The sequence below is a fragment of the Mycobacterium sp. PTI7 genome (assembly GCF_056679845.1).
In genome coordinates this window covers 5,207,230-5,223,466 of record NZ_CM155252.1, presented here as the reverse complement: position 1 = coordinate 5,223,466, position 16,237 = coordinate 5,207,230, and the positions used below count along the sequence as shown (strand labels likewise).

At 71.8% G+C, this 16,237-nt stretch carries 16 protein-coding genes; 5 read left to right on the top strand and 11 right to left on the bottom strand.

Features of this window, described 5'->3' with window-relative positions; all coding sequences use genetic code 11:
- Positions 1-37: 37 nt before the first annotated feature.
- The 6 genes from AC1MEY_RS25185 to AC1MEY_RS25160 are packed head-to-tail and all read right to left on the bottom strand — an operon-like array spanning position 38 to position 5,751.
- Positions 38-835, bottom strand: a complete 798-nt coding sequence (locus AC1MEY_RS25185; RefSeq protein WP_480228076.1) for an ABC transporter permease — start codon at positions 833-835, stop codon at positions 38-40.
- Positions 810-1,715, bottom strand: a complete 906-nt coding sequence (locus AC1MEY_RS25180; RefSeq protein WP_480228075.1) for a 2-aminoethylphosphonate ABC transporter permease subunit — start codon at positions 1,713-1,715, stop codon at positions 810-812. Before AC1MEY_RS25180 ends, AC1MEY_RS25185 begins: the two co-directional genes overlap by 26 nt.
- On the bottom strand, positions 1,712-2,869 hold the full coding sequence (locus tag AC1MEY_RS25175) for an ABC transporter ATP-binding protein (RefSeq protein ID WP_480231664.1): 1,158 nt from the start codon (positions 2,867-2,869) through the stop codon (positions 1,712-1,714). Before AC1MEY_RS25175 ends, AC1MEY_RS25180 begins: the two co-directional genes overlap by 4 nt.
- A gap of 10 nt (positions 2,870-2,879) precedes the next feature.
- Positions 2,880-3,869 (bottom strand): 2-aminoethylphosphonate ABC transporter substrate-binding protein, encoded by a 990-nt coding sequence (locus tag AC1MEY_RS25170; RefSeq protein WP_480231663.1) that lies wholly within the window; start codon positions 3,867-3,869, stop codon positions 2,880-2,882.
- Positions 3,870-3,922: 53 nt separating this feature from the next.
- On the bottom strand, positions 3,923-4,624 hold the full coding sequence (locus tag AC1MEY_RS25165) for a phosphonatase-like hydrolase (RefSeq protein ID WP_480228074.1): 702 nt from the start codon (positions 4,622-4,624) through the stop codon (positions 3,923-3,925).
- 11 nt (positions 4,625-4,635) lie between these two features.
- A complete protein-coding gene (locus AC1MEY_RS25160; protein ID WP_480228073.1) occupies positions 4,636-5,751 on the bottom strand; it encodes a TIGR03364 family FAD-dependent oxidoreductase in 1,116 nt (371 codons plus the stop codon).
- A gap of 109 nt (positions 5,752-5,860) precedes the next feature.
- Here AC1MEY_RS25160 and AC1MEY_RS25155 point away from each other — a divergent pair, with 109 nt between their 5' ends.
- The 3 genes from AC1MEY_RS25155 to AC1MEY_RS25145 all read left to right on the top strand — a co-directional run bounded on the left by AC1MEY_RS25155 (position 5,861) and on the right by AC1MEY_RS25145 (position 8,074).
- Positions 5,861-6,376: an HD family phosphohydrolase gene (locus AC1MEY_RS25155; RefSeq protein ID WP_480228072.1), complete on the top strand. Its 516-nt coding sequence runs from the start codon at positions 5,861-5,863 to the stop codon at positions 6,374-6,376.
- Positions 6,373-7,059 (top strand): GntR family transcriptional regulator, encoded by a 687-nt coding sequence (locus tag AC1MEY_RS25150; RefSeq protein ID WP_480228071.1) that lies wholly within the window; start codon positions 6,373-6,375, stop codon positions 7,057-7,059. The genes AC1MEY_RS25155 and AC1MEY_RS25150 overlap by 4 nt, the downstream gene beginning before the upstream one ends.
- Positions 7,060-7,195: 136 nt before the next feature.
- Complete coding sequence (locus AC1MEY_RS25145) at positions 7,196-8,074, top strand: alpha/beta hydrolase (protein ID WP_480231662.1); 879 nt, start codon at positions 7,196-7,198, stop codon at positions 8,072-8,074.
- 13 nt (positions 8,075-8,087) lie between these two features.
- Here AC1MEY_RS25145 and AC1MEY_RS25140 read toward each other — a convergent pair whose 3' ends face one another.
- From AC1MEY_RS25140 to AC1MEY_RS25130, 3 genes are read right to left on the bottom strand one after another with little or no spacing between them, the layout of a single operon-like run.
- Positions 8,088-9,392: an amidohydrolase family protein gene (locus tag AC1MEY_RS25140; protein WP_480228070.1), complete on the bottom strand. Its 1,305-nt coding sequence runs from the start codon at positions 9,390-9,392 to the stop codon at positions 8,088-8,090.
- The gene (locus AC1MEY_RS25135; RefSeq protein ID WP_480228069.1) at positions 9,386-10,552 is read right to left on the bottom strand and encodes a CoA transferase; all 1,167 of its coding nucleotides are present in this window, start codon (positions 10,550-10,552) and stop codon (positions 9,386-9,388) included. Before AC1MEY_RS25135 ends, AC1MEY_RS25140 begins: the two co-directional genes overlap by 7 nt.
- A 19-nt stretch (positions 10,553-10,571) precedes the next feature.
- On the bottom strand, positions 10,572-11,567 hold the full coding sequence (locus AC1MEY_RS25130) for a MaoC family dehydratase (RefSeq protein WP_480228068.1): 996 nt from the start codon (positions 11,565-11,567) through the stop codon (positions 10,572-10,574).
- A 57-nt stretch (positions 11,568-11,624) separates the two neighbouring features.
- Between AC1MEY_RS25130 and AC1MEY_RS25125 the strand changes: the two genes are divergently transcribed.
- Together AC1MEY_RS25125 and AC1MEY_RS25120 are read left to right on the top strand one after the other, a co-directional pair.
- Complete coding sequence (locus AC1MEY_RS25125; RefSeq protein ID WP_480228067.1) at positions 11,625-12,815, top strand: acyl-CoA dehydrogenase family protein; 1,191 nt, start codon at positions 11,625-11,627, stop codon at positions 12,813-12,815.
- A gap of 3 nt (positions 12,816-12,818) precedes the next feature.
- Positions 12,819-13,544, top strand: coding sequence for a GntR family transcriptional regulator (locus tag AC1MEY_RS25120; protein ID WP_480228066.1), 726 nt, complete (start codon positions 12,819-12,821; stop codon positions 13,542-13,544).
- Positions 13,545-13,553: 9 nt separating this feature from the next.
- Here the strand turns inward: AC1MEY_RS25120 and AC1MEY_RS25115 are convergent, their stop codons facing one another.
- Positions 13,554-14,489, bottom strand: a complete 936-nt coding sequence (locus AC1MEY_RS25115) for an enoyl-CoA hydratase/isomerase family protein (protein WP_480228065.1) — start codon at positions 14,487-14,489, stop codon at positions 13,554-13,556.
- A gap of 3 nt (positions 14,490-14,492) precedes the next feature.
- The gene (gene fadD4, locus AC1MEY_RS25110; protein ID WP_480228064.1) at positions 14,493-16,025 is read right to left on the bottom strand and encodes a fatty-acid--CoA ligase FadD4; all 1,533 of its coding nucleotides are present in this window, start codon (positions 16,023-16,025) and stop codon (positions 14,493-14,495) included.
- Positions 16,026-16,237 lie beyond the last annotated feature (212 nt).

The window sequence follows — 16,237 nt, the reverse complement described above, 5'->3', positions numbered from 1 at the left end:
TCGCCGAAAGAGTGAGACCCCGGAGAAGCGAGACCGGTCAGCGGAGGGCGGCGCGGCCGCGGATCCTGCCGAGCAGCACCAGCGCGACGAGCGTCACCAGCAGCAGGATGCTGGTGCACGCGGCGGCCTGCAGAGCCTGGCCGCGGTCGGTGAGCGCGAAGATGCTGACCGGCAGCGTCTTCCACGTCGCCGGGTACACCATCACGGTGGCACCCAGCTCGCCCATCGACAGCGCGACCGCCAGTCCGGCCGCCGCACCCAGCGCCGGCATCAGCAGCGGCAGCGTCACCTTCAGGAGCACCCGCGTCGGGCTCGCCCCGAGCGACTCCGCGGCCTGCCGGTACGCCGGGTCGAGCCGGTCGAGCGCCGCCGACACCGCACTGAACGCGAACGCGAGCACCAGCACCGCGTGCGCGAGGATGACGATCCACCGCGTGCCACCGAGCAGCAGCGGCCGTTCGTTGAAGGCGATGAGCAGACCGAGTCCGATCGCCACCGACGGCACCGCGATCGGCAGGTGGAACACCGCGTCGACCACGCGCGCCAGCCACGGCGGGCACTCCCGCGCCGCGAGCGCCGCCCACGTGCCGAGCACCAGCGCCACCCCGCCGGCGAGGAACGCCGTCTGCAGGCTCACCGAGAGGCTCGCCAGGTTCTCCCCCGACAGCGCGTCCCCGAGGTGACCGAAGCCGAGGTCCGACGGAAGCGGACCCGTCCACGATCCGGCCAGCCCCGCGGCGACCACGGTGGCCAGCGGGGCGACGAACACCACGAGCACCACCAGGCCGAAGACCGCGAGCAGCACGGCCCTACTTCGGCGGGTCCACAACAGCATCGGTGCCACCCCTTCCCGTCATCAGGCGCGCGAAGACCACGCGGTACAGCGCGTACAGCGTCAGCGACAGCGCGATCTGCACGGTGGCGATCACCGCGGCGCCGGGCAGGTCGAACGTCACGATGCCGCGCGTGTAGATCAGCACCGGCAGCGTCGTCACGCCCTTCGCCCCCGTGAACAGCACGATGCCGAACTCGTTGAGCGTCAACAGCAGAACGAGGCTGCCACCCGCCACCAGCGCGGGCCACGCCTCCGGCAGCACCACGGTCCGCAGCACCCGCAGCGGCGACGCCCCGAGGCTGGCCGCCACGTCGAGCTGCGCCCGCGGCAGTGTCGAGAACGACGCCAGCAGCGGGCGGATCACGAACGGCGTGAAGAAGGTGATCTCGGCGGCGATCACGCCCGCCGGCGTGTAGAGGAAGTTCAGCAGTGGCGACGAGTCGCCCGTCAGACCCGCGAGCGCCGCGTTCACAGCGCCCGCGGTGCCGTAGAGGAACGTGAACGCCAGCGTGATCAGGAACGACGGCAGCGCCAGCACGGTGTCGATCAGCCGTCCCACCACCTGCGAACCGGGGAACGGCACGAACGCCAGCACGATCGCGAGGAAGGTCCCGAGCACCAGGCAACCGACCGTCGACGTCGCCGCAATGGCGATCGTGCGCCACAACGCATCCCGGAACGACTCCGACGCGAGCACGCCGCCCCACGTCGACGACCCCGTCGTCGCTCCGAACGACTCGAGACACACCCGGACGAGCGGATACAGCACCGCCGCCAGCACGACGAGCAGCGGCGGCACCGCCCACCACACGGCCCGCGATCGGGGCGGATCGGGCCGCCGGACCGGCGCCTCGGGCGCCGGTGCGTCCAGGACCGTCACGGCGACGCGACCAGCACGCCGGCCGGTTCGGGGAAGCGGACCCCGACCTCGGTGCCGATGTCGAACCGGGCGTTGCCGGGGACGTCGACGTCGAGCGACTGGTCCGGCATGCCGCCGACCGAGAGCACCAGCCTGGTGGTCGCACCACGCCACACGGACGCGGTCACGTTGGCGCGCAGTGCCTCCCGGTCGCCCAGCGACACGATCCGCAGCGCGTGCGGCCGGACGCACAGCAGCGCCTTCGAGCCGGGGGCCCAGTCCACCCGGCCCACCGACGGCTGCGGCGCCTCGGTGTTGACGGTCTTGTGCGCGAACGTGACCAGTGCCGAGGTGCCGATCACGCGGCCCACGGTGCACGGGATCAGGTTGGCGCCGCCCAGGAACGCCGCGGTGAAGCTCGTCGGCGGCCGCTTCCACAGGCTGTCGGCGGTGTCGACGTCCATCAACCGGGCGTCGTTCATCACGACGATGCGGTCGGCCAGCGCGAGCGCCTCGGACTGGTCGTGCGTGACGTACAGCATCGCGGTGTCCGGCAGCGCCTCCTTGAGTCGCTGCAGCTCGGCCAGCATCGACTGTCGCAGTTGGGCATCGAGCGCGGCGAGCGGCTCGTCGAGGAGCAGCACCCTGGGCCGGATCGCCAGCGCGCGGGCGATCGCGACGCGCTGCTGCTGGCCGCCGGAGAGTTCGCGCGGCAGTCGTCCCGCATAGGCGGACATGCCGACCATGTCGAGGGCCTCGGCCACCCGGCCGGTGACCTGCGCCCGCGGCACCCGGTGCGACCTCAACCCGAACGCGACGTTGTCGGACACCCGCATGTGCGGGAACAGGGCGTACGACTGCAGCACCACGCCGATGCCCCGCTTGGCGGGCGGCAGGTCGGTGACGTCGCGTCCGGCCAGCCGCACCGAGCCCGACGTGGGCCGCACGAAGCCGGCGAGCGCGTTCAGCGCCGTCGACTTGCCCGAGCCGCTGGGACCGAGCAGGGCGACCGTCTCTCCTGCCGCGACCCGCAGGTTGAAGTCGACCAGCGCCTCGGTCGTCTTCTTCCCACGCCCGTAGCTCACCCCGACCCGATCGAACACGATTGCGGCCGAATCACCCTCGGCAGCAACGGTGGTCGACCGCCGGTCGGTCGTCGCCCGTCCGAGCCCGATGTCGGTCACGTCAGCTACCGGTGGCCTTCTGGTACGCCGCGAGGTCGGCGTCGAGATCGGCGAGCACGCCGTTCCAGTCCGGCACCCACACCTCGACGCCCTGGAGGACGCCGGACGGGGTGTTCGGTTCGGCGGATCCCGCCGGCTCCGCGAGTGACGTCAGCACCGGGATGCCGAGCGCGTCGGTGGCGACCGTCTTCTGCACGTCCTCGGAGATCAGGAACGACAGCAGCTTATTGGCGTCGTCGGCGTGCGGCGCCCCGGCGGTCACGCCCGCCACGTAGGGCAGCGAGATGGTGGTCCGCTTACCCGAGGCGTCGGCGGGGACGAAGATCCGGAACGTCGAGCCGTCGTCCTTGATGGAGCCGAGGTTCATCTGCACGTCGCCGTTGGCGACCAGCAGTTCGCCGTTGCTCACCTTGGGCTGCAGCTTTCCGGTGGACGACGAGGGGCCCACGTTGTTGGCCTGCAGCCGTCCCAGGTAGTCCAGTGCGGCGGGCTTGCCCATGAGGTGCTGCAGCAGGATCAGCACCGCCGTGCCGTCGCCGGCCTGACCGGGCGTGGAGTACTGCAGCTTGCCGGTGAACTCCGGCTTGAGCAGGTCGTCCCACGTGGCGGGCTGCGGGTTGGCGCCGGGGTTGGCGATGAAGCTCAGCGCGTTGTTGACGATCGGGACGTAGGTCGCGTCGGGACCGACCTGCTCGCCGGGGATGCCGCTGGCATCGACTCCGCTGGGCTGCAACAGGTTCGACTCGGCGGCCTTCTGGATGAACGGCGGTAGCGTGACCAGCAGGTCGGCCTGCGGGTTGGACTGCTCCTTCTCCACCCGCGACACCACCTCGCCGGAACCGGCCTCCACGATGTCGACGTTGATGCCGGTCTCGTCGGTGAACTGCTTGAACCGCCCCTCGTACCAGGTGGCCAGTCCGTCGGCGCTGTAGACGGTGATCGTCTGGCCGTCGCCGGATCCCGATGACCCGGTGCCGCCACACGCCGTCATGCCGAGCGCGAGGACGACGGCGATGCCCGCCCCTAGCAATGGTCTCTTCACGGTCAGCCCTTCACGGTGCGGTTGGAGGTAATGATCAGGTCGGCGAACTCGGTGACGTCGGCGACGACGTGGGTGGCGAGCGCGGCGCGCAGCCGCTCGGCGTCGTGCGCACCGGTGAGAGTGCCTGCGGCAATGGAACATCCGGCCCGCAGCGCGCTGTCGACGTCGCTCGACGTGTCACCGAGGGCGGCGACGGCGGTGACGGCGTCGACGCCCAGCCGGATCAGCGCGGTGAGGATCAGGTCCGGGTACGGGCGGCCACGGACGCCGTTCCCGGGGGCCAGCACGAGGTCCGGCAGCGTCTGCCAGCCGAGTGCGGCCAGCAGCTTCTCCTGCGTCGTACCGCTGAAGCCGGTGGTGAGCGCCACCTTGACACCGGCGTCGCGCAATCGCGTGATCGCCTCCGCGGCACCGGCGATCGGCCGCGCACCGCCCTCGTCGATGGCCCGTTCGTAGGCGTTCTCGAACTCGGCGTTGGCGCGCTGGGCGCGATCCTCGTCGCCGAACAGCGCACGGAACACCACGATCTTGGACTGCCCCATGGTGTCGAGCACGTACTGGCGTGCATGGTCGCGTTCCGGCCCGGCGGTGGGCAGGCCCACCGCGGTCGCGGCTGCGTCGAAGGCACTCACCACTAGGCCGTCGTCGGCGACGGTGGTGCCGGCCATGTCGATGACGGCGAGTTGAATCGCGTTGTGCGGCATGTGCAGTCCTCTCAGAGTTCCAGCAGATCGGCGGTCTGTTCGGCGATGACGGGGCCGAGCGTCATCCCGCGGCCGCCGGGTCCGGTGACCACCCACACGCCGTCGTCGACCTTCGCGCGGCACACCAGTTCACCGGGGTCGACGCACTGGCTGTACACGCCCGCCCACCGCTGCCGGATCGCAGGCAGGGGCCGGCCGAGGAACTCCTCGACGACGCCGGTCAGGTAGGCGTACGGCGATTCCTGGACGTCGAAGTCGAACGGCTCGTCGTAGGCGTGGGTGTCGCCGATGGTGAGGCCACCGTGGGCGCGCTGTACGCACAGCAGCTGCATCCGGTGCTCGGCGGCGACGTCGTCCTGCGGTTCCCCGTCGCGCAGCGCGGTCAGCGCCTCGCCGGCGAAACCCGGGTAGTAGCGGAAGCTGTCGCCGTCGGCGATGGACGTGGTGAGCGGTTCGCCGAGCGGTTCGGTCTGCATCATCTGCAGCCGCACGCGGCGGACCGGCAGGTCGCCCGCGATCTCCCGGGTGAGGCCACCGTGCGCCGCGCCCGGGCAGACGATGACGAGGTCGGCGTCGTACCGGTGGCCGCGGTCGTCGACGACGGTCCGCCCGGACACCGAGCGCGCCTCCGTCCCGGGCATCCACTGATAGCGGCCCGTCGCCTCGAGGTGGGCGCGGATGGCGGGCAATGCCTGTCGGGACTCGACGGCGGCATCGGTCGAACAGTGCAGGGCGCCAAGAAACTTTCCGCGCAGGGCCGGGTTGATCTCGCGCACCCGGTCCGCGTCGACGAACTCGAAGCCGCGAGCCGTGGCGTCGGACCGTGCGGAGGCCTCCTCGGCGACGGCGACCTCGAGCGGCGTGCGGAGCAGGGTCAGCGAGCCGACGGGCCGGAACCCGACGCCCGGGACGTCTGCGCCGATCCGCTCCCACAGCTCGCGAGAGCGCAGCGCGGCCTCCAGTTCGCCGGACGAGCGGCCGGAGACCCACACCAGCCCGAAGTTGCGGACGGTGGCGCCACGCGCCTCGGTCTCGCGTTCGAGCTGGGTGACGTGGTGGCCGCGTCGAACGGCCTCCAGCGCATGGGCGGTGCCGAGGATGCCGCCGCCGATGATGGTCATACGCATGAGAACAGACCTTTCAAGGTGTGGAAGGCGCCGCACCGACCGCCGGATGGTCGGGGGCGGAACAACAGGTTAACAATTGGTATAGACCAATCAGGGTTACACTCGACCCATGCACCAGCTCGACGAGACGGCCACCGTCCTGCGTTCACTGCGCGGCGTGTGGGACGAGGAGGCCGTCGACGAACTCGACCACGCACTGCAGTCCGCCGCGCGGGCCGTCGAGGACGGCGCCGACGACGAACTCGTCCTCGCCGCCGCCCTGCACGACGTGGCGCACAGCCCGCTGCTCGGCCCGTCGACCCCGCATGACGAGGCCGCCCGAGCGTGGCTGCGGCCCCGGTTCGGCGACCGCGTCGCGTGGCTGGCCGGTGCCCACGTCGCCGCCAAGCGGTACCTGGCTGCCACCGAAACCGGCTATGCCACAGCGCTTTCCGGGACGTCAGTCGCCTCGCTGCATGCGCAGGGTGGCGCGGGCGTCGACGCGGCGTGGACCGAGCACCCGTGGTGGCCGGACGCCCTGCGACTGCGCCGCTACGACGACGCGGCGAAGGATCCGTCCGCGCGCGGACTGACCGTCACCGAGGTGCTCGCGGTCGCCGAACGCGTGGTCGTGGCCGCCCGGTGAGCAAGCCGCACCAGATCCGCACGGCGCTCGACGAACTGCTCGACGGCCTGGTCGAGGGCGATCCCTTCCCACCCGAGCGGGAACTCGCGACGAGGTTCGGCGTGGCCCGCGAGACCCTCCGCCAGGCACTGCACGAACTGCTCGTCGAGGGCCGCATCGAACGGCGCGGTCGCGGTACCGTCGTGGCGAAGTCCAAACTGCTGCAACCGCTTTCGCTGAGTTCCTACACCGAGGGCGCCCTGCGGATGGGCCGCAAGCCCGGCCGCGTGCTGGTGACGTGGGACGACGTGCCCGCCACCGCCGAACTCGCCGACGCCCTCGACGTGGCCGAGGGCGTCGCGGTGATGCACCTCGAACGCATCCTGCTCGCCGACGGACAGCGCATCGGCCTGGAGAGCACCTACCTACCCGGACACCGCTTCGGCTCGTTCCGCGAGACCTTCGACCCGACCACGTCGCTGTACGCCGCGGTCCGGGCGATGGGCGTGACGTTCGGGTCGGCGGTGGAGCGCATCGAGACGGTGCTGGCGTCGCCGCGTGAGGCGCGGCTGCTCGAGTCGACGACGGCGATGCCGATGCTGCGGTTGCACCGGCGCTCGCTGGACACCGACGGCGCACCGATCGAGGTGGTGCACTCGCTGTACCGCGGGGATCGCGTCGCGTTCGAGGCGAGGCTCACCTGAGCGCGAGCGTGCGCAAACTCAGGTTTTGGGTCGGCGTGTCGCCCGCAGACACGCACGCTCGCCGAAGGGGCCAACCACGTACCCAGCCACGAGTAGGGTCGACGGCGTGGAGGACTTTCACCCCGAACTGCGCCGCATGGCCCGCCGGCTGCCGCGCACGGTGATCACCAAGCGCTCGCTGCCCGTGATCCGCAAGCTGTCGAAGGCCATGGACCGCAAGCCCGCGGCCAAGGACGTCGACGTGCTCACCCTGTCGTCCGGCATCGGCGTCCGGCTGCACCGCCCCGCCGGGGTCACGGGTCCGGGACCGGCGCTGCTGTGGATCCACGGCGGCGGCTACGTGATCGGCAGCCCCAGCCAGGACGACGACACGTGCCGCAAGCTCGCGAACCAGCTCGGTGTCACCGTCGCCGCGGTGAAGTACCGGCTCGCGCCCGAGCACCCGTATCCGGCCGCGCTCGACGACTGTCACGACGCACTGGTCTGGCTGGCGTCGCTGCCCGCCGTCGACCGGACGCGGATCGCGATCGCCGGCGCCAGCGCGGGCGGCGGACTCGCGGCGGCGCTCGCCCTCGCGGCGCGCAACCGTGGCCAGGTCGACGTGGCCGCGCAGGTGCTCGTCTACCCGATGCTCGACGACCGCTCGGGACGTCAGGCGGGGCTGGACAGTCCCAACCACCGGCTGTGGACGCAGGCCTCCAACGTGTTCGGCTGGGCCAGTTACCTCGGCGGCGCCGATCCGGAGTCGGCGGTGCCCGCGCGGCGCACCGATCTGGCCGGCCTCCCGCCGACGTGGATCGGCGTCGGCACCCTCGACCTGTTCCACGACGAGGACCTCGCCTACGCCGAGCGGCTCCGCACGGCCGGCGTGCCGTGCGACCTCGAGGTTGTCCAAGGCGCGTTCCACGGCTTCGACGGCCTGGCGCCGAAAGCCGCTGTCACGCGGTCGTTCGTCGCCAGTCAGGTGGACTTCCTGCGCCGCAACCTCACGCAGCGGGAATCCGCGGAGGCCTGAAGCCCTGCGCCGGCTACGGATCCCCGTGGACGAGGTGGCCGTCGACGATCGTGGCGACCACTCGGTCGGCGCGGAGGTCGGCCAGCAGGTCGTCGGCGGTGCCCTCGACGAGGATCAGGTCACCGGGCCGGCCGGGCGCGACCGACCGCGGCACCGTCGGCCGCTCGGCGTCGCCGAGGAACATCGTCAGCGCGTCGAGCGGCGACACCGACTCCGACGCGCCGAGGACCGCACCCGACGCCGTCGTCCGGTGCACCGCCGCGCGCATCACCGCCCACGGGTCCGCGTCACCGAACGGCATGTCGGTGGACAGCACGACGGGGACGTCCGCCGCCATCAGTGAGCCCACCCGCCACAACTGATCGTGCTCGTCGGCGGGGACGTCCGCGAGGTACTGGTCACCGCGCTCGCAGACGAAGTTGGGTTGCGTCGCGACGACGACGCCGAGGTCCTCGAGGTCGGCCAGGCAGTCGTCGGGCACCACGGCGGCGTGCTCGATGCGGTCGCCCGGGACGCTGCCCGCCGCGCGCAGCGCCGCGATCGTCACGACGAGCTGCGCGGCGGTCACGCAGTGCACGGCCACGTGACCGTCGGCGTCGTGGCGCCGCTCGATCCACGCCGTCAGCTCATCGAGGTCGAGGTCGTCGTCGTGCAGGATGCGCTTGCCGGGCGCCAGGCAGTGCACCCGCTGCAGCAGCTCGCCGTGCCTGCGGGCCTCGGCGAACGCGACGACGTCGGCGATGCCGAGATCCGGGGTCGCGTCGGTGACCCCGGTGACGCCGTACGCGGCCAGCCTGCGGCTGATCTCGGCGAGCCCGACGTCCCTGCGCTGCAACGCCCGTGACCACCCACTGTCGGCGCTGCGCAGCCGGCCGTCGGGATGATCGGCCAGGCCCACCCGCTCGAGCCCAACGCTGTTCAGCGTCCACTCGACGCCGCTGCGGTGCTGGACGCGCACCGGGACCGGCGGTGACACGGCGTCGAGTGCGGCACGGTCCAGCGGCCCGGCCACCGCGTCGTGATAGCCGACGGCCCTGATCCAGCCGTCCTCGCCGACCGGCGCCGCGGCGAGCGCCCGGGCCAGATCGTCGCGGCCCGCCACGTCGCGCGGACCCACCCGCACCGAGGTCAGCGCCGCGGCGGCCGAGTACAGGTGGACGTGATGGTCGTGCAGGCCCGGCAGCAGCGTCCGGTTCCCGGCGTCGAGGACGTCCTCGTGCGCGGCGGGGGTCAGGCCCGCGCCGAGTTCGACGATGCGGTGGCCGACGCGTACGTCGCACACCCGTCCGTCCATCAGACGCGCACGCTGAATCAGCATGGGGCCGGGCTCCTCTCGTCGATCAGCCGGTCGACGCGCCCGTGGTCGGCGTCGAGGTCGGCGGCGGGCACCGGCACGTCCGGTGCGACGGGCGCGCGGGCCGGGCCGGTCCACTCGGTTCTGGGCAGCGCCGCGTAGGTGGCGGCCACGTCGGCCATCGCGACCCGGATCTCCTCGCCGCCGCCGCGGTGTAGCGCCTCGGCGACGGCGAGCGCGGCGTGCAGGCCGGTGAGCGGATCGGCGACGGCGTCACCGCAGAACACGGGTCCGCGGCCGACCAGTCCGCCCGCGACGGCCGCGTCGTCGCCGAACGCGACACGGTCGGGGGCGTCCCGGTAGCCGGCGATGCTCAGCCAGACCCTGCCGTCGCGCGCCGCGACGCCGTCGGGGCCGAGGCCACGCCGGCGCAGGCCCGCGGGACGGCTGGACTCGATCACGACGTCGGCCGCCTCGAGCAGCAGGCACAGCGTGGCCACGTCGTCGAAGTCGACTGCGTAGCTGAGCTTTCCGCCATTCACCCAGTCGAAGAAGGCGCGCGGGCCGGCTCGCGTGCCGTCCGGTCGGGCGCGGCTCTCGACCTTGACGACCGTCGCGCCGGCCCGCCGCAGCGACTGCGCGCACGACGGACCCGCCCACATCGACGACAGGTCGATCACCAGGAGTCCGGCCGGGGTGCGCGGCGCGGTCCGTGGGCCGACCCGCCGTATCGACGGGGCCGCGGGCGTCGCCTCCCCCAGCACGGCGGCGGGCAGGTCGAGCAGACGGGCGCGCTCGACGACGTCGGCCGGGTCGCGATCGCGGGCCCACCGCCGCACCGCGTCCCACGCATCGGGCACGCCGTCGGCCTCGACCAGCGCGGGCACCAGGTCGACGTCGTCGGGGCGGGACAGGGTGAGCGCGAACCAGCCGTCGGCGGCGGGCAGCAGACGGCTCGCCCCGCCGGCGGAGATCCGGCCGCGGCGGGTCAGGCCGAGCAGCGCGGCGCGGCCCGCGAGGGCCTCGGCGGCGTCGACGGGGACGCCGGTCAGCGCGGTGAACCTCGCGGCCGTGGCCCGCGCCTCGGTCAGGACGGCGGCCCGAGTGAAGTCCGGGTGGCCGTCGGCCGGGCCGGTCAGATGCGCCAGGCCGCTGGCGCCCCACGCGCCGGCGTCGTCGTCCATCCGGCCATCATCCCCTCGGCTAGAACTGCAGGGCGGTGAATCTCCAGTCCAGCACCGGGCGATCCGTGCCGTCGTCACCGACGGCGTACACCAGCGATCGCAGGCTCAGCACGCCGCCGCGGCCGTCGGGCAGCGGCCGGGCGCCCTCGACGTGGATCTCGCTGTGCAGCGTGTCGCCCTCGTACACCGGCCCGGTGTGATCGCAGGACTGCCACCCGAGCACGGTCACCAGGTCGGGCAGCGCCCGGCTCACCTGGCCGAGTGCCAGTCCGATGGTGTGTCCGCCGTACACGAGCCGGCGGCCGCTGATCCGCGAATCGTGATGGATGGCAGCGAGGTTCATGGTCAGCCGGGCCAGTTCGGGCGCACTGCTCACCACGTCGGCCGTTCCCGTCAACACCGCGCCTTCGAGGTCGGGGGCGAAGCCCGCACCCGGGACGCGGACGCGGTACGCCTCGGCGTCCCAGTCGAGGGTGGGGTCGGGCGGCGCGGGGGTGTCGGCGCCGATCTCGCCGAGGTCGTCGGCGTGGCCGGTGTGGCCCGCACCGTCGCTCAACGGCAGCATCGCGCAGCGGTGGAAGTCGAGGACCAGCCGGTCTGCCTGGTCGATGGTCGTCATGCGCAGGGCGGCCATCCCGGTGGCGGCGCGGCCCGGCTTGTCCGAGTTCTGCCGAAGCCCGACCACCTCGGTGCGCGTGTAGAGGGTGTCGCCGAGCGCGGGGAACCGGTGGAAGCCCAGCCCGCGGTAGAACAGGTTCGCCTTGACCCGCTGCGTCGCCAGCGTCGACTGGCCGATGGCCACGTCGGTCACGTAGCCCGGGTGGGCGAGGACCTCGGGCGCCCCGGTCACCGCGTGCGTGAGCGTCGCGTCGAGGGGCAGCCGCAGCCGGTCACCGATGATCGACTGGTGTACCGCCGCGGCCCCGGTCGTGAGGGTCACCGCCGGTGCGGCATCGAACACCAGGCCCACGTGCAGATCGTCGAAGTACGGGCCACCGGTGATTTGGCCGGACATTGTCACAAGCGCTGATGCTGGCACTCCCTGGATCGACGTGTCAATATGGCCGTACATATGACAACTCGTGATCTGGACGCCGACGAGGCGATGCTCGTCGACACCGTCCGCGCCTTCGTCGACCGCGACGTCAAACCGACCGTGCGCGACGTCGAGCACGCCAACGCCTATCCCGAGGCGTGGATCGAGCAGATGAAGCAGCTCGGCATCTACGGCCTGGCCGTGCCCGAGGAGTACGGCGGCACCCCGGTGTCGACGCGCTGCTACGCGCTGGTGACCCAGGAACTGGCCCGCGGCTGGATGAGCCTGGCCGGGGCGATGGGCGGCCACACCGTGGTGGCGAAGGTGCTCGACCTGTTCGGCACCGACGCGCAGAAGCAGCGCTACCTGCCGCCGATGGCCACCGGCGAACTGCGCGCCACGATGGCGCTCACCGAACCCGGCGGCGGATCGGACCTGCAGAGCATGACCACGGTCGCCCGCCCGGACGGCGACGACCTGGTGATCAGCGGCGCCAAGACCTGGATCTCGAACGCCCGCCGCTCCGGTCTGATCGCACTGCTGTGCAAGACCGACCCGGCCGCGACGCCCCGGCACCGGGGCATCTCGATCGTGCTGGCCGAGCACGGAGAGGCCGCCCCGGGCCTCGACCTCCGGTCGAGCGACGGCCTGACGGTCTCCCGTGACCTGCCCAAGCTGGGCTACAAGGGCGTCGAGTCGTGCGAGTTGTCGTTCGACGGCTACCGCGCCCCTGCCTCGGCCATCCTGGGAGGGGTTGCCGGACAAGGGTTCCCGCAGATGATGAAGGGGCTGGAGACGGGCCGCATCCAGGTCGCTGCGCGGGCACTGGGCGTCGCGACCGCGGCGCTGGAGGACGCACTCGCGTACGCGCAGGACCGGGAGAGCTTCGGCCGGCCGATCTGGCAGCACCAGGCCATCGGCCACTACCTCGCCGACATGGCCACGAAGCTCACCGCCGCGCGCCAGCTGACCTTCCACGCCGCCGACCGCTACGACAGCGGCGAACGCGCCGACATGGAGGCTGGCATGGCGAAGCTGTTCGCCTCCGAGACCGCGATGGAGATCGCGTTGAGCGCGGTGCGCATCCACGGTGGCTACGGCTACTCCACCGAGTACGACGTCGAGCGGTACTTCCGCGACGCTCCGCTGATGATCGTCGGCGAGGGCACCAACGAGATCCAGCGCAACGTCATCGCCGCCCAGCTGGTGGCGCGCGGCGGGATCTGACCGGTGCGCGCCCCACCGGCGTATCAGGCACTGCGGAGGCGACTCCTGGACGAGATCGCCGCCGGGGCCTACTCCGACGGCGTCCGCCTGCCCACGGAGTCCGAACTCGTCGCGCAACTGGGACTGTCGCGGCAGACGGTGCGCCGCGCCTTCCAGGAACTGGTCGCCGAGGGCGCCGTCTACCGGGTGCCGGGTCGGGGCACCTACGCCGACGACGCCGGCCGCTACCTCCGTCAGCTCGGTTCCATCGAGGACCTGATGAGCCTGTCCGACGACACGACCATGGAGGTGCTGACGGGCCTGCGCCGCCGCGTCGACGTCGACGCCGCCAGCCGGCTGCGGCTCGACGAGGACGTGGTCCATGCGGTGACGTTCCGCCGGCTGCACTCCGGCGTCCCGTTCGTGGTGACGCGGGTGTTCCTACCCGAGCACGTCGCCCGCCCGGTGCTGGACGCGGCCGAGACCGCCGACGGCGCGGTGAGCACCACGACGATCATCGGCCTGATCGAGCCGCACCTCGCGCAGCCGATCGCCGAGGCCGCGCAGTCGATCACCGTCGGCCCGGCGGACGACGAGGTCGCCGCCGGCGTCGGATGTGCGGCGGGCCATCCGATGCTGCGGGTGGACCGGCTCTACGCCGACGCCGCCGGCACGCCCGTCGAGCTGGCGGTCAGCCACTTCCTGCCGGAGCAGTACACCTACCGGGTCACGCTGCGCCGGTCGCGCTGACCCGAGGCGTCACCGGCCGACGGCGTCGACCAGTCCCCACTCGAGTGCCGTGGCGGGGGTGATCGTCGCGCCCGAGAGCACCAGGTAGGCGGTCCGCCAGCGGCCGATCCGCCGAGTGACGCTGACCGTCCCGCCCGCACCGGGGATGAGCCCGAGCACCAGTTCGGGGAGCCCGAGCGTCGTGTCCGGCGCGCAGGTCACGTGCCCGCAGAACGCCGCCATCTCCAGACCGCTGCCCAGCACCTGACCGTGCACCTCCGCTCGGCACGCTGACCCGAGTCGCCGGGTGATCTCGTCGAGGACCAGTGCGGGACTGTGCCGGGTGCGGGCCAGGTGCGCCGTCGCGGGGTCGTCGAACGTGCCGAACTCGGCGAGGTCGCCCCCGCTGCAGAACGACGGGCCGTTGCCGCCGAGCACCACCTCCGTCACCGACGGGTCGACCCGCGCCACCTCCAGCGCCTCCAGCAGCGCCGCGCGCGCCGGCGTGGAGAACGCGTTGTGCCTGCCGGGCCGGTTGAACCGGACGTGCAGCACGTCGCCGTGGCGGTCGGCGACCACCGGGTCCGGATCGTCGGGCACCCGGGCCGGACCGCGGTGGCGGAGCCAGCGCGCGAACTCGCCGCCGGCCTGCAGCGTCGAGTACGCCAGCGATTCGGCGATTACGCCTGGGAAGGCGGGCGCGGCGGGGTCGACCGATCGCAGGACGTCGTCGCACACGGCGGCAGCCTGCGGACACGCGTCCACCCGCTCGCCGATCGCGGCCACCGCGTCGGGCACCGACCGCACGGTGACCGCCCGTCGATCACCGGTCGGCGTCTCGACGAGCGTGAACATCGCACGCTCCAACCAGGATTCGGCGTGCGGCGCCGCCGGGTCGCCGGTGGCGATCACGATGCCGGTCGTCGGGTGGGGCTCGTCGGCCAGGTCGACGACCGTCGGCGCCATCGGTCAGCTCGCCGGTGCGGAGTACTTGTCGATCAGCGTCTGCTTGTAGAGCTTGCCGGTGTCGGTCCGCGGCAGCGCCGCCTCGAACGAGATGGACCGCGGACACTTGTAATGCGCCAGGCGATCCCGCAGCCACGCCATCAGTTCCTCGGCGAACTCGTCGGTGGCGTCGGCCGGGTCGACGGTCTGCACCGCACCCTTGACGCTCTGCCCCATCTCGTCGTGCGGGATGCCGAAGACGGCCGCGTCCATCACCTTCGGGTGTGTGACGAGCATGTTCTCGGCTTCCTGCGGGTAGATGTTCACCCCGCCCGAGATGATCATGTGGTGCCTGCGGTCGGTGAGGTAGAGGTAGCCCTCCTCGTCGACGTAGCCGATGTCGCCGACGGTCATCCAGCCGTGCCCCTGCTTGTCCCGCGACGACTCGGTCTTGCCCGGATCGTTGAGGTACTCGAAGTCCCGGCCGCCCTCGAAGTAGATCTCGCCCGCCTGGCCTGGCGGCAGCTCGTTGCCGTCCTCGTCGAGGATGTGGAGACCGCCGGTCATCGGCCTGCCGACCGAGCCCGGGTGGGCGAGCCATTCCTCGGCGCTGATCAGCGTGGACCCGTGCGCCTCGGAGGAGGCGTAGTACTCGTCGACGATCGGGCCCCACCAGTCGATCATCTGCTTCTTGATCTCGACCGGGCACGGCGCCGCGGCGTGGATGACCCGCTCGAGGCTGGCGACGTCGTAGGAGGCGCGGACGTCCTCGGGGAGCTTGAGCATGCGGGTGAACATCGCGGGCACGAACTGGCCGTGGGTGACACGGTGACGGGCGATGGCGTCCAGACAGCCTGCGGCGTCGAACTTCTCCATGACGACGGTCGTGATGCCGCCGGCCTGCACGTTCATCGACCACACCGACGGGGCCGTGTGGTACAGCGGCGCGGGACTGAGGTACACGGCGTCGGGGTGCATCCAGAAGCCGACGAGCGCCGACATCATGCCGGGCACCTCGGCGGGCGGCAGGTGCGGCAGCGCGCGCTTGATGCCCTTCGGCCGGCCGGTGGTGCCGGACGAGTACTGCAGCAGATCGCCCTCCCACTCGTCGTCGATCGGGGTCTCGGGCTGGTCGGCGACACACTCGGGGTAGCGCTCCCACCCGTCGAGGGAGCCGTCCGCGATCAGCAGGACGTCGGGCAGACCGCGGGGCAGCTCCTCGGCGAGACCCTGGCACGTCTCGCGCAGCGCCTCGGAGCCGATGATCGCCGACGCACCGGAGTTGTCGACGATGTACGCCGCCTCGGCAGCGGTGAGGTGCGTGTTGATCGGCACGTAGTAGAGGCCGCTGCGGCGGGCGGCCCACATGACGACGTGCATGTGCTCGTTGTTCTCCAGCAGGATCGCGACGACGTCACCTTCGCGTAGCCCCCGGCTGCGGAAGTAGTGCGCCAGCTGATTCGCCCGCGCCTCGAGCTGGTCGAACGTGACGACCGTGCCAGAGGGATACAGGACGATGGCGGGCTTGTCGGAGCCCAGGTGGTCACGGATCTGCATGCCAGAACTTTACGACGGCCACTTTTGACAGGTGTCAAGAGGGTGCCATGGCTGTGTCGTGGCTCACTGAACCCGTCGTGACGTGGTCCACATCGCGAACGATCTTTGCTTCGCTTCATGAGTCCAGCGACGTCAGATGTACCAGTACAAACGCATTGCTTCGCACCTCTGCGTGTCTTGCCTTTGCACTTTCAGCAAACCTTTGCTTCACT

Coding starts and splice junctions, on each gene's coding strand:
- AC1MEY_RS25185 (WP_480228076.1), bottom strand. CDS start 835: ATGCTGTTGTGGACCCGCCGAAGTAGGGCCGTGCTGCTCGCGGTCTTC.
- AC1MEY_RS25170 (WP_480231663.1), bottom strand. CDS start 3,869: ATGACGGCGTGTGGCGGCACCGGGTCATCGGGATCCGGCGACGGCCAG.
- AC1MEY_RS25165 (WP_480228074.1), bottom strand. CDS start 4,624: ATGCCGCACAACGCGATTCAACTCGCCGTCATCGACATGGCCGGCACC.
- AC1MEY_RS25160 (WP_480228073.1), bottom strand. CDS start 5,751: ATGCGTATGACCATCATCGGCGGCGGCATCCTCGGCACCGCCCATGCG.
- AC1MEY_RS25155 (WP_480228072.1), top strand. CDS start 5,861: ATGCACCAGCTCGACGAGACGGCCACCGTCCTGCGTTCACTGCGCGGC.
- AC1MEY_RS25145 (WP_480231662.1), top strand. CDS start 7,196: ATGGCCCGCCGGCTGCCGCGCACGGTGATCACCAAGCGCTCGCTGCCC.
- AC1MEY_RS25140 (WP_480228070.1), bottom strand. CDS start 9,392: ATGCTGATTCAGCGTGCGCGTCTGATGGACGGACGGGTGTGCGACGTA.
- AC1MEY_RS25135 (WP_480228069.1), bottom strand. CDS start 10,552: ATGGACGACGACGCCGGCGCGTGGGGCGCCAGCGGCCTGGCGCATCTG.
- AC1MEY_RS25130 (WP_480228068.1), bottom strand. CDS start 11,567: ATGTCCGGCCAAATCACCGGTGGCCCGTACTTCGACGATCTGCACGTG.
- AC1MEY_RS25125 (WP_480228067.1), top strand. CDS start 11,625: ATGACAACTCGTGATCTGGACGCCGACGAGGCGATGCTCGTCGACACC.
- AC1MEY_RS25115 (WP_480228065.1), bottom strand. CDS start 14,489: ATGGCGCCGACGGTCGTCGACCTGGCCGACGAGCCCCACCCGACGACC.
- fadD4 (WP_480228064.1), bottom strand. CDS start 16,025: ATGCAGATCCGTGACCACCTGGGCTCCGACAAGCCCGCCATCGTCCTG.